Genomic DNA, 14477 nt, shown 5'->3' on the forward strand with positions numbered 1-14477 from the left:
GCGCACCCGATGACCGAGCCGCACTCGAACGGCGGGGGCCCGTCCGTGCCCCAGACCCGTACCGCCCGGCACCGCAGGATTGTCGACATCCTGGGACGGCAGCCGGTCCGGTCGCAGAGCCAGCTCGCCCGGCTCCTCGCCGACGACGGGCTGAGCGTCACCCAGGCGACGCTCAGCCGGGACCTCGACGAGCTCGGCGCGGTCAAGATCCGCACCAACGACGGCGAACTGATCTACGCGGTGCCCTCCGAGGGCGGCTTCCGCACCCCGCAGGCGCCGCTGGGCGAGTCGGTCAAGGAGGAGCGGATGCGGCGGCTCGCGGGGGAGCTGCTGATCTCCGCGGAGGCGTCGGCGAACCTCGTGGTGGTGCGCACCCCGCCGGGCGCGGCGCAGTTCCTGGCCTCCGCCATCGACCAGGCCGAGGTGTACGACATCCTCGGCACCCTGGCCGGCGACGACACCCTGGTGCTCATCAGCCGCGACCCGGCCGGCGGCCAGAAGGTCGCCGACCACCTGCTCCGGCTGGCCCAGGGCGACGTCTGACGCCCACCGCCGGGCCCTCGCGGGGCCCGGGCCCGCGGGACAACCGCCCGGCCGGCGCGCGCGACCGCGTGCCGGCCGGGCGGTGCCGTGTCCGGCCGCGGTGCCGTGGCGGCGCGCCGCTGATCCACTTGCTTTGACGAGTCATGCAGTGGAGTGCATACTTATACCTATCGAGTCCGTCGACGGGCGCACCGCTGAAGGAGGACCCCCGTGACCGAGCGCGTCGTCCTCGCCTGTCCGGGCGGAGCCGAGGCGGCCGAGGACCGCGACGGGTTCGCCCGCCCGCGCGGGCGCTGGACGGCTTCGTCGCCGAGGCCGGCAGCCACGTCACCGGCGACATCCGGATGACCCCGCACGGCGGCCGGGCCGTCGTCACCGGCCGGAAGTCCCCGGAGCCGCTCCACGGCTCCGACCTCGCCACCTACGACACCGGCGACACCTTCGACCAGTCCCTGTCCAAGGGTTTCATCGAGATCTTCGGCACGTCCGGCAAGATCGCGGCAAAGCGGGAGCTGTCCAAGTGAGCACCGAGACCACCGAGAACACCGGCAGCGCCGGCACCGCGGGCGGCAAGCTGTGGGGCGGACGGTTCGCCGACGGCCCCTCCGCCGCCCTGGAGAAGCTCTCCGCCTCCATCCACTTCGACATGCGGCTCACCCCGTACGACATCGCCGGCTCCCGGGCCCACGCCCGGGCGCTGCACACGGCGGGGCTGCTGACCGAGGCCGAACTCGTCGAGATGACGGCCGGGTTGGACACGCTGGAGGCCGACACGGCGGCCGGCGCGTTCACCGCGACCATCGCCGACGAGGACGTGCACACGGCGCTGGAGCGCGGCCTGATGGAGCGGGTCGGCCCCGTCCTCGGCGGGAAGCTGCGGGCCGGCCGGTCGCGCAACGACCAGATCGCCACGCTCTTCCGGATGTACCTGCGCGACCACGCCCGGATCATCGGCGGCCTGCTCGCCGACCTCCAGGACGCGCTGGTCGGGCTGGCCGAGGCGCACCCCGCGGCCCCGATGCCGGGCCGCACCCACCTCCAGCACGCCCAGCCGGTGCTCTTCGCGCACCACGTGCTCGCCCACGCCCAGGCACTGTCCCGGGACGCCGAGCGGCTGCGCCAGTGGGACGAGCGCACCGCCGTCTCGCCCTACGGCTCCGGCGCGCTGGCCGGCTCCTCGCTCGGCCTGGACCCGCAGGCGGTCGCCGGCGACCTCGGCTTCGAGCACGGCAGCGTCGGCAACTCCATCGACGGCACCGCCTCGCGCGACTTCGCCGCCGAGTTCGCCTTCGTCACCGCGATGATCGGGATCAACGTCTCCAGGATCGCCGAGGAGATCATCATCTGGAACACGAAGGAGTTCTCCTTCGTGACCCTGCACGACGCCTTCTCCACCGGCTCGTCGATCATGCCGCAGAAGAAGAACCCCGACATCGCCGAGCTGGCGCGCGGCAAGTCCGGCCGGCTGATCGGCAACCTGACCGGGCTGATGGCCACCCTCAAGGCGCTGCCGCTGGCCTACAACCGGGACCTCCAGGAGGACAAGGAGCCGGTCTTCGACTCCTGCGACCAGTTGGAGGTGCTGCTGCCGGCCTTCACCGGCATGCTGGCCACCCTCACCGTCCACGAGGAGCGGATGGCGGAGCTGGCCCCGGCCGGCTTCTCGCTCGCCACGGACATCGCCGAGTGGCTGGTGCGGCAGGGTGTGCCCTTCCGGGTCGCGCACGAGGTGGCCGGCGAGTGCGTCAAGGTCTGCGAGGCCGAGGGGATCGAGCTGGACCAGCTCACCGACGAGCAGTTCGCGAAGATCTCCGCGCACCTGACGCCCGGTGTGCGCGAGGTGCTCAACGTGCCCGGCGCGCTCGCCGCCCGCAGCGGACGCGGCGGCACCGCCCCGAGCGCCGTCGCCACCCAGCTCGCCGAGGTGCGGGCGAACCTGGCCGCCCAGCACACCTGGGCGTCGGCCCGGACCCTCGTCGGCGGGCAGAACTAGGCTGTTTCGTCCGGGGCTTCGGGGCTTCGGGGCCTCGCGGCCCCGCGCCTCGCGGCCGAGGCCGAGGCCGGCGCCGCGCCCCGGCTCGCGGCAGGCACGCCCCCGTGTGCCGAGCCGCCGGTTCCGCACCCGCACCGTCCGCCCCAGTGGTAGAAGTTGACGGACCGGACCGGAGAGGAACACCGTCATGGCGCACTACCTGTTGCTGATCAACGACAACGAGGCGGACGGGGAGGCGGCGGACGAGGCGGCCATCCGGGCCAGGGACGACGCGCACGACCGCTGGCGCGCCGAGCACAAGGACGTCCTGGTGTACACCGCGCACCTGCGGCCGAGTTCGACCGCGACGACGGTCCGCGAGGACGTCCGCGGCGGCTTCCTGGTGACCGACGGGCCGTACGCGGAGACCAAGGAGGCGCTGGGCGGCTTCTACGTCATCGACGTGCCGGACCTGGACGCGGCGCTCGCCGCGGCCCGGCGACTTCCGTACTTCGGCAGGGTGGGTGACGCCGCGGTCGAGGTGCGGCCCATGTTCTTCGCCGGCTGAACCCGGTGGACGTCGCCGAGGCCGTCGCGGAGGCCCACCGCCGGGAGTGGGCGTTCGTGCTGGCCTCGACCGTACGCGTGTGCCGGGACCTGGACATGGCCGAGGAGTGCGTCCAGGACGCCTACGCCAAGGCCCTGGTCGCCTGGGCGGAGAACGGCGTGCCCGGGCGGCCCGCCGCCTGGCTCACCACCGCCGCCCGGAACCGGGCCGTGGACCTGATCCGGCGCGCCGCGCTGGAGCGCCGGAGCCTGCCGCTGCTCGCCGACGACGGGGCCGTGGTGGCCGGGCCGGGCGAGGACGCGGACCCCGCGGACGAGCGGCTGCGCCTGGTCTTCACCTGCTGCCACCCCGCCCTGGCCCCGCAGGCGCAGGTCGCCCTGACCCTGCGGCTCATCTGCGGCCTGACCACCGCTCAGGTCGCCCGGGCCTTCCTGGTCAGCGAGACGACCATGGCGGCCCGGATCACCCGGGCGAAGAAGAAGATAGCCGAGGCGCGCATCCCCTATCGCATCCCCGACGCCGAGGAGCTGCCCGAACGGATCGACGCGGTACTCACCGTGGTGGACCTGCTGTTCGCGACCGGGCACACCGCGCCGAGCGGCCCCGACCTCGTCCTCGTCGACCTGGTCGAACACGCCACGGCACTGGCCCGGATGCTCAGGCTGCTGCTCCCCAGCGACGCCGAGGTGGCCGGGCTGCTCGCGCTGGTCCTGCTCACCGACGCCCGCCGCGCGGCCCGGGTCGACGCCGCCGGCCGCCCCGTACTCCTCGCCGACCAGGACCGCGGCCGCTGGAACCGCGAGTCGATCGCCGAGGGGCTCGTCCTGGTGCGTGCGGGGCTGCGGCGCAGTCCGCCCGGCCCGTTCGCGCTGCGCGCCGCGATCGCCGCCGTGCACGCCGAGGCGCCGTCCTGGGAGGACACCGACTGGGCGGAGATCGTCGGGCTCTACGACCTGCTGATGCGGCGCCGGCCGACCCCGGTCGCGGCTCTCAACCGGGCGGTCGCGGTGGGGTTCGCGCACGGACCCGAGGCGGGGCTGGCCGCGCTGGACGAGCTGACGCACGAGCCGGCGCTGGCCGCGTACCCCTACCTCGGGGTGGCCAGGGCCGACCTGCTGCGCAGGCTCGGCCGGGCGGAACAGGCGTGCTCGGCGTACGAGGAGGCGCTGCTGTTCACCGAGAACGAGGTGGAGCGGGCGTTCCTGCTCGACCGGATCGCGGAACTGAGATGACGAGGGGTGCCCGCGGGCACCCCTCGTCACGTACGGGCGGGCCTGGCCGACCGGTCCGGACCTCGGAACCGCGCCGCCCTCGGGGCGGGTGGCGCGGTCTCCCCGCCGTGCCGAGGCGGAACGGCCCCGTGGGCGGCGCTGTGCGCTCCCGCCCGGAGATCTTCGGGCGGTCAGACGAAGAAGGTGTTCGGCTCAAGCCCGCACAGCACCCGCCCGTACAGTTCGAGGTTGGTGCTGGGCAGGTTGAGCGCGTGGATGTTGATGGCCTGGACGTCGCGGCGGATCCGCTGGACTAGCTGGTCGGAGTAGATGGAGGAGGCGCCGGAGGCCCCGGCGATCAGGTCCACGGCCCGCGCGGTCAGCTGGCACACCCGCCCGACGGCCACCCGGGCGTACGCGCGCTCCTGGAGCGTCCACTCCTGCCCGGCCGCCGCCTTGCCGTCGACCATCGAGGCGAGCTTCCGGGCGTGGAACTCGGCCTCGTCGGTCAGCAGTGCCGCCTCGGCCACCTCCAGGTGGGTGACCGGCGCGTCGAGCTGCCGCTCGTAGGTGGTGTTGGTGATGGGGCGCTTGGACGCGCGCTCCAGGAAGTCCTCCTGGGCCGCGCGGGCCAGGCCGATGAGCTTGCCGCAGGTCGCGGCGCCGACGGCGCCGACCACCGGTGCCCGGTACATCGGCGAGTCGGCGTTGAGCTTCGTCGCGTACTGCTGCTGGAGCATCGCCGGGATGGGGATGTGGAACCCGTCCGGCACGAACACGTCGCGGCCGTTGAGGGTGACGCTGCCGGTGCCGCGCAGGCCGGAGACCCGCCAGTCCTCGACGACGTCGAACCGGTCGATCGGCGCCAGGGCCATGATCGGCAGCGCGCCCCCGTCGGGGGTGGGCAGGATCGCCGACAGCAGCTTCCAGGAGCTGTGCGCGGCACCGCTGTTGAACGCCCAGGAACCGCTGACCAGCAGTCCGCCCTCGGTGGGCGTGGCCGTGGCGGTCGGGGCCAGGGTGCCGCAGATGCGCACGTCCGGGTCGGCGAAGACCTCCTCCTGCGCCTCGTCCGCGAACTGGCCGATGTTCCAGGACATGATCCACCAGGCGACGACGTCGAAGGCCACGGAGCCGTCGCCGCGGCCGAGTTCGATGCTCACGTCCACCAGCGTCGCGGTGTCGCACTCGTAGCCGCCGAAGCGCGCGGGGAGGCGCATGCGGAAGATCCCGGCCTCGGTCAGCGCGGCGACCACCTCGTCGGTGAGCCGCGCCTCCTGCTCGGCCCGGACCGCCTGCTCACGCAGCAGCGGCACCAGGGCCCTGGCCCGCTCCACCAGTTCGGCATGGGTGGGTATGGCAGTGCTCTGCACTTTCGCGTCTCCCTCTGTTCGTCTCACTCGGAAACCGGGTTCAGGGCGCGCACAGCCGCGGCGAAGGAGCGCAGATCGGCGGTGAGCAGTTCGGGCTGTTCCATAGCGGCGAAGTGGCCGCCGCGGTCGTGCTCGGACCACTGCACGATGTTCGGGAAGGTCCGTTCGGCGAAGCGGCGGATCGGCTGGGCGGGGTCGCGCGGGAAGACCGAGACGCCGAACGGCACCGGCAGCACGGGCGGCGGCGGGGGCATGTTCGGAGCCGTGGGCAGCAGCGGCGCGTTGTCGTAGTAGAAGTGCGCGGACGAGGCCCCGCTGCGGGTCAGCCAGTAGAGGGTGGCGTTGGTGAGCAGCTGGTCGCGGTCGACCGCGTCCTCGGGGGACTTCTCCGAGTCGGTCCACTCCATGAACTTCTCCACCATCCAGGCCAACTGCCCCACGGGGGAGTCGGTCAGGCCGTAGGCCAGGGTCTGCGGCCGGGTCGCCTGGATCTTCATGTAGCCGGAGCCGTCGTCGGCGAAGAGCGACAGCAGCCCGAGCCGGCGGAGTTCGACCTCGCTCAGCCCGACCAGGTCCGCCGGGTCCGGACTCGGCGGCGTGATGAGGAAGTTGAGATGCAGCCCAGCCACGTGCTCGATGTCCAGGCCGGCCTGGATCGAACCGACCCACGTGCCCAGGTCCGCCCCCTGGATCAGGTACCGGTCGTAGCCGAGACGGCCCATCAGCTCGGCCCAGGCGCCGGCCACCCGGAAGAAGCTCCAGCCGCGGTCGGCGACCGGGTTGGAGAAGCCGAAGCCCGGCAGGCTCGGAATGACCAGGTGGAAGGCCTGCGACGGATCGCCGCCGTGCGCGCGGGGATCGGTCAGCGGCCCGATCAGCTCGGTGAACTCGACGAAGGAGCCGGGCCAGCCGTGCGTCACGATCATCGGGGTCGCGTCCGGCTCGGGGGAGCGCACGTGCAGGAAGTGGATCGGGGTGCCGGCGATCTCGACGCGGAACTGCGGGAAGGAGTTGAGCCTGGCCTCCGCCGCCCGCCAGTCGAACCCGGTCTGCCAGTACGACACGAGGTCGCGCAGGTAGTCCAGCGGCACGCCGCGCTCCCAGCCCATGCCGGGGGACAGCTCGGGCCAGCGGGTGGCGGCCAGCCGCCGGCGCAGGTCCTCGAGTTCGGTCTCGGGGATGTCGATACGGAAGGGTTGCATCTACGCTCCTTGACGGTTCAGCGGGGTGAGGTCGAGGGCGATGACGGCGAGGGCGGAGTGCGCCGCACCCGGCGGAGGGGGCGGCCCGGGATCACGTTAGCGGCGCGCCGGGGGCGGCGGAAGCGCCTGTCTGACCAGCGCAACCCGGAAGAAGAACGCACGCACGGCGGAAGAAGAACGCACGCATCGAGGAAGAAGGACCCCGCGTCGCGGAAGAGGAACCACCGCGGTAGGGGAACTCCCGCACGGCGGAAGAAGAACGACGCCGTGCGGGGGCCCTAGCGTGGAATACGGGTGACGGCGGGTCCGCTCTGTTCACACGCATTGGAGATTCGAGCCCATGACAGCACACATCGGCCACCGCGCAGTCGTGCTGGGCGGAGGGATCGCGGGGCTGTTCGCCGCGCGCGTCCTCTCCGAGGCGTACCGCGAGGTGATCGTCGTCGACCGCGACACCCTCACCGGCGCCTACAGTCCGCGCTCCGCCGTCCCGCAGGGCCACCACATCCACGCGCTGCTCGCCCGCGGGCAGCAGGTCATGGACGAGCTGTTCCCCGGCATCACCGAGGAGCTGATCGCCTGCGGCGTGCCCGTCGGCGACTTCGGCACCAGCCTCAGCTGGTACTTCAACGGGCAGATGATGCGGAAGAAGGAGACCGGCCTGGTCTGCGTGGCCGCGGGCCGCGCCCGGCTGGAGGCACACCTGCGCGAGCGGGTCGCGGCGCTGCCCGGCGTCGCGCTGCTGGAGCGCACCGACATCCTCGGCCTGGCGACGGCCGGGCGGGAGCGGATCGTCGGCGTGCGGGTGCAGAGCCAGACGCCGGGGTCGGCCGAGCGCACGCTGGAGGCCGACCTGGTGGTCGACGGCACCGGCCGCGGCTCGCGCACCCCCCGGTGGCTGGAGGACCTCGGCTTCGGCACCGTGCCGCAGCAGCGCGTCACCATGGACCTGACCTACACCTCGTGCGACTTCGAGGGGCCGCTGGCCTTCGACCCGATCGGCGAGGACATCGCGCTGATACCCGTGGCCACCCCGGCCCTGCCGCGCGGGGCGATCTTCGCCCGGATGCCGGACCGCTACTCGCTCTCGCTCACCGGCATCCTCGGCGACAAGCCGCCGACGGACCTGGAGGGCTTCCTGCGCTACGCCAGGACCCTTCCGGTACCGGAGATCTACGCGGCGCTCAAGGACGCGGTGCCGATGGGCGAGCCGCATACCTTCCACTTCCCGGCCAGCATCCGCCGCCACTACGAGCTGCTGCCCGACCTGCCCGAGGGCCTGATCGTGCTCGGCGACGCCGCGTGCACCTTCAACCCGGTCTACGCCCAGGGCATGACCGTCGCCGCGCTCGGCGCCGCACTGCTCGCCGAGCACGTGCGGACCGGCACGCCGCCCAAGCCCACCGCGTTCCAGCAGGACCTGGCCCGGGTGATCGACGCGCCGTGGACGATGGCCGCGGGCGCCGACCTCGGCTTCCCCGGGGTCCAGGGGCTGCGCACCCCCGAGGTCCGGATGGGCAACGGCTACATCCCCAAGCTGCAGGCCGCCGCGGCGGCCGACGCGGAGCTGTCCGAGGCGTTCCTGCGCGCGGCCGGCATGATCGACCCGCCGCAGGCGCTGATGAGCCCGCAGATCATGGGCCGGGTCTTCGCCGCCCGCTGAACCCCCGCTGAACCCCGCCGGGCCCCCGCTGAACCCGCGCCGGCCCCCCGAGGGCTCCCCGCAGGGCTCCTGCGAACCCCGGCCCGCTCCCTGCCGGAGCCGCCCGCTCCTGGTGGTCCCTGCTGGTCGCCCGCCCGTCCCCTGGTGAACCCCCGGCGGTCCAGCGGCCCCGCTGACCGCCGGGCCGGCACGGACGGGCCCGCCGCCCCGGCCGCCGCACCGCGGTGACCGGGGCGGCGCACATCTTCCCGAAATCCGTGGTCCGCCGTGTCGATTCCGGCCCCGCCCGCTTCGTCGTAGGGATGAGAGGCCGGGCCCGCCGCGCGACAGGCGGCCCTACCGCACGTCGGAAGAGGACTCGACCATGTCAGTCAGCACCGCCCGCCCCAAGGTGTCGGTGATCATCCCCACCTACAACCGCTCCGGCATGATCCGCCTGATGCTGGACCAGTTGCTGCGCCAGACCCTGCCGGTCGACGAGTTCGAGGTCGTCATCGCCGACGACGGCTCCTCGGACGACACCGAGCAGGTGGTCCGCTCGTACGCGGACCGGCTGAACATCGGCTACTACTTCCAGGAGGACGAGGGCTTCCGGGTCGCCAAGGTGCGCAACGGCGCCGCCCGGCTCGCCTCCGCCCCGCTGCTGCTGATGATCGACGCCGGCGCCATCCCCGGTCCGGACCTGCTGCGCCGTCACCTGGCCTCGCACGAGGAGCAGCCGGGCCGGGCCGTGGTCGGCTACGCCTGGGGCTACGACCCGGTGGCGGACCCGATCCCCGGCCTGGCCGAGGCGCTCGCCGAGCTCCCGCCGGAGCAGGCGGTGGAGAAGTTCCGCGACGACCCCTCCTTCCGGGACACCCGGCACGAGCAGTTCGAGCAGGACGGCTTCGACCTCGCCCGCACCCCGCTGGCCTGGCGCCTGTTCTACACGCTCAACTGCTCGGTCTCGGCCGAGGACTTCTGGGCGGTCGGCGGACTCAACGAGGAGTACGTCCAGTGGGGGACCGAGGACCAGGAGTTCGGGCTGCGCCTGGAGCGGCACGGCCTGACGATGTACCTCGACCAGGAGGCGTGGGTCGTCGAGTGGCCGCATGAGCGCGACTTCACCTCGCAGTGGCCGCTCTACCTGGAGAACGTCGACATGTTCCACCGCCAGTTCCCCGAGCCGGCGGTCGAGATGGGCCGGACGCTCGCGCACCAGGACCGGTACTGGCACTGGCGCGACCTCTGGCTGGAGTACGAGGACTGGACCGAGCGGGCCCGTGGGCTCGACGTGTCCGGCCAGCTCGCCGAGGCGGCCGGGCGGTTCGGCAAGGACACCCGGATCGCGGTCTTCGGCTGCGGCGGGGAACTCCCGGCCGGCCTGAACGCGGCCGCGGTGGTGGACTTCGACCGCGAACTGCTCGACCGGGCGGCCGCGGGCGGTGCGGACGGCGGACCGGCCGCGTTCCACGCCATCGGCCTCCGGACCCTGCTGCCGGAGCAGAGCGTCGACGTCGTGCTGATCACCTCGCGCCTGGCCGGGTTGTGGCCCAGCTGGGGTGAGGTGATCCTCGACGAGGCACGGCGGATCGGCGCCTCGGCAGAGGTCCTCGACCCGGCAATGGGCGGGGAGTGACCTGACGCGTGGCAATCTCCGACGAGGCCGGTACCGCGGCCGGAAGCGGTACCGGAAGTGAGGCCGGTACCGCGACCGGAAGCGGTGCCGGGAGCAGTACCGGAAGCAGGACCGGGACCGGCGCCGAGGCCGGAAACGGTACCGGGACGGGCCGTTCGACGGCCGGTGCCGAGGACGCCCCGCGCGCCGCCGCGCGGGCCCGGTGGGCGGTCACCGCCGTCTTCTTCCTCAACGGCATGATCATCTCCGCCTGGATCGCCAGGGTCCCCTCGTTCCAGGCGAACCACCACTACGGCGACGGCGAACTCGGCGTGATCCTCACGTCGTTCGGCGTCGCCGCCATCATCGCGATGCAGTTCGTCGGGGCGCTGGTCGGACGGCTGGGCAGCGCCGTGGTCATCCGGCTGATGCTGCTGGGCGCGCCGGTGCTGCTGGCCTGCGTGGGCCTGTCCCGCAACGCGGGCGAGCTGGCCGCCTCGCTGCTGCTGCTCGGTGCCTCGCACGGCACGTGCGACGTGGCGATGAGCGCGCACGCGGTGGCGGTGGAGCGGACGCTCAAGCGGCCGGTGATGAACGGCTGCCACGCGGCCTGGGGCATCAGCGCGGTGCTCTCCTCGCTGATCGGCGCCGGGTCCACGCACGCCGGTGTCTCTCCCGGCGTGCAGTTCTCGGTGATGGGCGCGGTGCTGCTGCTCGCCGCGGTCCCGGTGACCGCCCGGCTGCTGCCGGCGTCCACCGACCGCGACACCGCCGCCCCGGACCGGCCGAAGTCCGAGCGTGTCAGGACGAGTTGGCGCGACGGTTGGCGCGGCCCGGTGCTGGTCTTCGGAGCGCTCGGCGCGATCCTGATGGTCTGCGAGGGCGCGGTGAACAGCTGGAGCGGGGTCTTCCTGCACCACGACCTGGGCGCCACCCTCGCGGCGGCGTCCCTGGGGTACACCGCCTACGTCGCCTGCCAGTCCGTGGGCCGGCTCGTGGGCGACCGGCTCAACCGCAGGTTCGCGGCCGTCGTGCTCTTCCGGACCAGCGCGGTCATCGGCCTGCTCGGCCTGGCCGTCGCGATCCTCGTGCCGTTCCGCGCGGCGGCGATCGCCGGCTTCGGCATCCTCGGGATCGGTGCCGCGCTGCCGCTGCCCATGCTCTTCAGCGCCGCCGGCCATGCCGGCGGCGAGGGCCCGGGAGCGGCCGTGTTCGTCTCCCGCTTCACCACGTTCACCTACGGCGGCGTGCTGCTCGGCCCCGCCGTGGTGGGCTGGTGCGCGGAGGCGTTCACGCTCCACTGGACGCTGGCGGCGCTCATCCCGCTGATGGCGCTGGTCGCCTTCAACGCGCGGATCGTGGCCCGTCCCGAGGAGGACCGCGGACTCGCCGCGTGAAGCCCGAGGGGGCGGTGACCGGTCCGCGTGTCCACTGCCCCCTCGGGGTCGCTCAGATGAAGAAGGTGTTCGGTTCGAGTCCGCACAGCACCCGTCCGTAGAGCTCCGCCGTGGCCGTCGGCAGGTGCAGTGAGTGGACCGTGACCGCCTGGAGGTTGCGGCGGACGCGCTGGATGAGCTGGTCGGTGTAGAGGGACGACGCCCCGGAGGCGCCGGCGAGCAGGTCCGCCGCGTCGGCACCCAGTCGCGGTACGCGGCCGGCGACCGCCCGGACGTAGGCGCGCTCCCGCAGCGTCCACTCCGCACCGGACCCGGCCTTGCCGTCGATGAGGGCGGCCAGCCGCCGTGCGTGGCCCTCCGCCTCGTCGATCTGGAGCATCGCCTCGCCCGCCTGCAGATGGGTGATCGGGGCGTCGGCCTGCCGCTCGTAGGTCGTGTTGGTGATCGGACGCCGCTGGACGCGCTCGAAGAAGTCCTCCGCGCCCGCCCGAGCCATGCCGATGATCTTGCCGGTGGTGGACGCGGCCACGGCGCCGACCAGCGGCGTGTGGAACATCGGCAGCCCCGCGTTGAGCTTCGAGGCGTACTCCCCGCGGGTGAAGGCGGGGATGCTCAGGCACCGCGCGGCGGGAACGAACACGTCCTCTGCCGCGACCGTGACGCTGCCGGTGCCGCGCAGTCCCGCGACCTCCCAGTCGTCGATCATGCGCAGTTCGCGCATCGGCACGACCGCCATCACCGGCTCGGGGTCGCCGTCCGCGGTGGGCGCCAGCACCGACAGCAGCTTCCAGGTGCTGTGCGCCGCACCGGAGTTGAAGCTCCAGCGGCCGTTGACGCGGATGCCGCCCGGCCGCTGCTCCGCGGTGCCGCCGATCACCAGGGTGCCGCTGATCCGCGCGTCGGGGTCGGCGAAGACCTCGTCCTGGGCCTCGTCGGAGAACAGCCCCACGTTCCACGAGGTGATCCACCAGACCGCCACGGTGAACGCCACGGCCCCGTCACCGCGCCCGAGTTCGATGCCCACGTCCAGCAGGTCGGACGCGCTGCTCTCGTAGCCGCCGAAGCGCGCGGGGACCCGCATCCGCAGGACGCCCGCGTCCTTCAGCGCCTCCACGGCCTCGTCGCTCAACCGCCGGTTGCGCTCGGACCAGTCGGCGTGCTCGCGCAGCACCGGCACCAGGCCCGCGGCGCGCGCGGCCAGCTCCGTGGAAGTGGGCTTCGCCGTCGTATGCATGTGCCTCCCCTTTCGCGGTCAGTCCAGCGGGCGCAGACCGGCGCCCGTGAGCAGGTGGGCGCCGGCCTGCTCCGGTCCGGCCACGGCCAGACTCAGGAACGCGGCTCCGGCGGCCTCGGGGGTGAGCGTCGGCCCCATGCCGTCGACGAACTCCTCGACGCTGACACCGGCGCGGCGCGCGTAGGCGTCCACCGCCGCGCGCCCGAGCCCCGTCGCCGGGGTCAGCTGCGGCAGCACGGACGAGACGGTGATCCCGAGGCCGTCGCGGTCCGCCTCCTGCGCGGCGTACTCGGCCAGGAACCGCACGGCCGACTTGGCGCCCGCGTACCCGCCGCTGAGCGGGGAGCCGCGCAGCGCCGCGCCGCTGCTGGTCACGATCACCCGGCTGCCCGGCTCCAGCGGCAGCAGCAGCGACTCGCGCACCCAGGTGAAGGCGATACGGACGTCGACGTCCCAGGAGGTCGAGAAGGTCTCCCAGGTCTGCCGGGTGATCGGGCGCAGCAGCGGTGAGGCGCCCGCGAGGATCGCGAGCACGTCCGGGCGGTACCGGTCGAGCAACGAGCCGGCCAGCACGGGGTCGGCCGCGTCACCCCGTTCGAGGCGCAGCCGCGGCTGCACGGAGGCGAGTTCGCCGAGCGGGCCGACGTCGCGGGAGAGGGCCACCACCTCCGCGCCAGCGGCGAGGAACGCCTCGGTGACGCCGCGGCCGAGACCGCGGCTCGCGCCGACGACCAGGGCGCGGCTTCCGGTGAGCTGATCCATGCTCTTCCTTCCCTCCAGGATGCGCGGTCAGCAGGCCCCGGCCATGAGGCGCTGGTCGCGGCAGTCGAGCTCCGGCAGCGCGAAGAGCACCGGGAGGTCGAAGACGCCGCTGGGCCGCAGGGTGATGTCGACTTCGATGGCCCCCCGGGTCTGCACGGTCACCGCGGGGCCCGTACCGACGAGCATGCGGCGCTCCGTGCCGTACTCCGGGGGTGAGCCGTCCAGGCCGGCCACCCGGATGTGCCAGGTGCCGTCCGGGACGCCGTGCAACTGGAACCGCCGCCGCCCGGGGCCGAGCACGTCCCAGGCGACCGGCCTCCCCTCGGGGACCGAACTGGTGAAGGCACCGACGTAGACGTTGCGCAGCGGGACGACGCCGGCCCGCAGCACCGTACCGACGACGGTGCCGCCGTGCGGGCCGGGCCGCGGCGGCCGCGGCAGCGAGCCGGAGTCGGCCAGCCGCGCGTGGTCGCGGTAGCGCGTCGGCGACAGCCCGACGCTGCGGGTGAACCGTGAGGTAAAGGTTCCCGGGCTGTTGTACCCCACCTGGTACGAGATGCCCGTGACGCTCAGCTCGCTCTCCCGCAGCAGTTCCTTGGCCTGGTGCAGCCGGACCGCGGACAGGAACCGGCCCGGGGACGTGCCGGTCACCTGGCGGAACACGCGGGAGAAGTAGAAGCGGCTGAGGATCGCCGCGTCGGCGAGGTCGGACAGCGAGACCGGCTCACCGTAGTGCTTCCACATCGTCTCGATCGCACGGCGCACGGCGTCTTGCACGAGGGCTCCAGGGCGGGTGTCGGCGTACGCGGACCAGGACGCGGAGGACACCCCTGAATTTCCTTCATCCGGGACGCCGTGACATCTCCGTGATTGCTCAGCCGATCAGTACGGGCGGGAAGCACGTATTGCGCGATATGCGCGCGCCGGTATTCGGCCGTTCTTCGGGACGCTTTCG

12 protein-coding genes and 1 pseudogene are annotated in these 14477 nt (G+C 73.2%); 8 read left to right on the forward strand and 5 right to left on the reverse strand.

Features of this window, described 5'->3' with window-relative positions; translation table 11 throughout:
* Positions 1-9 precede the first annotated feature (9 nt).
* From BS72_RS27610 to BS72_RS27630, 5 genes and pseudogenes are all read left to right on the forward strand, one after another.
* Positions 10-543, forward strand: coding sequence for an arginine repressor (locus BS72_RS27610; protein WP_037914446.1), 534 nt, complete (start codon positions 10-12; stop codon positions 541-543).
* Positions 544-821: 278 nt separating this feature from the next.
* Positions 822-1067, forward strand: a pseudogene (locus BS72_RS27615) (argininosuccinate synthase); the annotation flags it as partial.
* Positions 1064-2536, forward strand: a complete 1473-nt coding sequence (argH, locus tag BS72_RS27620; RefSeq protein WP_051951768.1) for an argininosuccinate lyase — start codon at positions 1064-1066, stop codon at positions 2534-2536. The pseudogene BS72_RS27615 and the gene argH, both read left to right, overlap by 4 nt.
* Before the next feature lie 187 nt (positions 2537-2723).
* Positions 2724-3083: a YciI family protein gene (locus BS72_RS27625; RefSeq protein WP_037914448.1), complete on the forward strand. Its 360-nt coding sequence runs from the start codon at positions 2724-2726 to the stop codon at positions 3081-3083.
* Positions 3084-3088: 5 nt separating this feature from the next.
* Entirely contained in the window at positions 3089-4315 is a 1227-nt protein-coding gene (locus tag BS72_RS27630) for an RNA polymerase sigma factor (protein WP_051951769.1), read from the forward strand.
* A gap of 170 nt (positions 4316-4485) precedes the next feature.
* On the opposite strand, the gene BS72_RS27635 is transcribed toward BS72_RS27630, so the two are convergent.
* Together BS72_RS27635 and BS72_RS27640 are read right to left on the reverse strand one after the other, a co-directional pair.
* Complete coding sequence (locus BS72_RS27635) at positions 4486-5667, reverse strand: acyl-CoA dehydrogenase family protein (RefSeq protein ID WP_037914451.1); 1182 nt, start codon at positions 5665-5667, stop codon at positions 4486-4488.
* A 23-nt stretch (positions 5668-5690) separates the two neighbouring features.
* Complete coding sequence (locus tag BS72_RS27640; protein ID WP_078901685.1) at positions 5691-6869, reverse strand: epoxide hydrolase family protein; 1179 nt, start codon at positions 6867-6869, stop codon at positions 5691-5693.
* A gap of 340 nt (positions 6870-7209) precedes the next feature.
* Here BS72_RS27640 and BS72_RS27645 point away from each other — a divergent pair, with 340 nt between their 5' ends.
* From BS72_RS27645 to BS72_RS27655, 3 genes are all read left to right on the forward strand, one after another.
* On the forward strand, positions 7210-8532 hold the full coding sequence (locus BS72_RS27645) for an FAD-dependent oxidoreductase (protein WP_037914453.1): 1323 nt from the start codon (positions 7210-7212) through the stop codon (positions 8530-8532).
* 364 nt (positions 8533-8896) lie between these two features.
* Complete coding sequence (locus tag BS72_RS27650) at positions 8897-10150, forward strand: glycosyltransferase (protein ID WP_037914454.1); 1254 nt, start codon at positions 8897-8899, stop codon at positions 10148-10150.
* An 8-nt stretch (positions 10151-10158) separates the two neighbouring features.
* Positions 10159-11526 (forward strand): MFS transporter, encoded by a 1368-nt coding sequence (locus BS72_RS27655; RefSeq protein WP_037914455.1) that lies wholly within the window; start codon positions 10159-10161, stop codon positions 11524-11526.
* A 52-nt stretch (positions 11527-11578) separates the two neighbouring features.
* Here the strand turns inward: BS72_RS27655 and BS72_RS27660 are convergent, their stop codons facing one another.
* Genes BS72_RS27660 through BS72_RS27670 form a run of 3 tightly spaced genes read right to left on the reverse strand, consistent with a single transcriptional unit; the run spans position 11579 to position 14350 of the window.
* A complete protein-coding gene (locus BS72_RS27660; RefSeq protein ID WP_037914457.1) occupies positions 11579-12760 on the reverse strand; it encodes an acyl-CoA dehydrogenase family protein in 1182 nt (393 codons plus the stop codon).
* Between the two features lie 18 nt (positions 12761-12778).
* A complete protein-coding gene (locus BS72_RS27665; RefSeq protein ID WP_037914459.1) occupies positions 12779-13522 on the reverse strand; it encodes an SDR family NAD(P)-dependent oxidoreductase in 744 nt (247 codons plus the stop codon).
* Between the two features lie 27 nt (positions 13523-13549).
* The gene (locus BS72_RS27670) at positions 13550-14350 is read right to left on the reverse strand and encodes a helix-turn-helix transcriptional regulator (RefSeq protein ID WP_198545966.1); all 801 of its coding nucleotides are present in this window, start codon (positions 14348-14350) and stop codon (positions 13550-13552) included.
* Between the last annotated feature and the right edge of the window lie 127 nt (positions 14351-14477).

This window comes from Actinacidiphila yeochonensis CN732, from assembly GCF_000745345.1.
Taxonomy (GTDB): Bacteria; Actinomycetota; Actinomycetes; order Streptomycetales; family Streptomycetaceae; genus Actinacidiphila; species Actinacidiphila yeochonensis.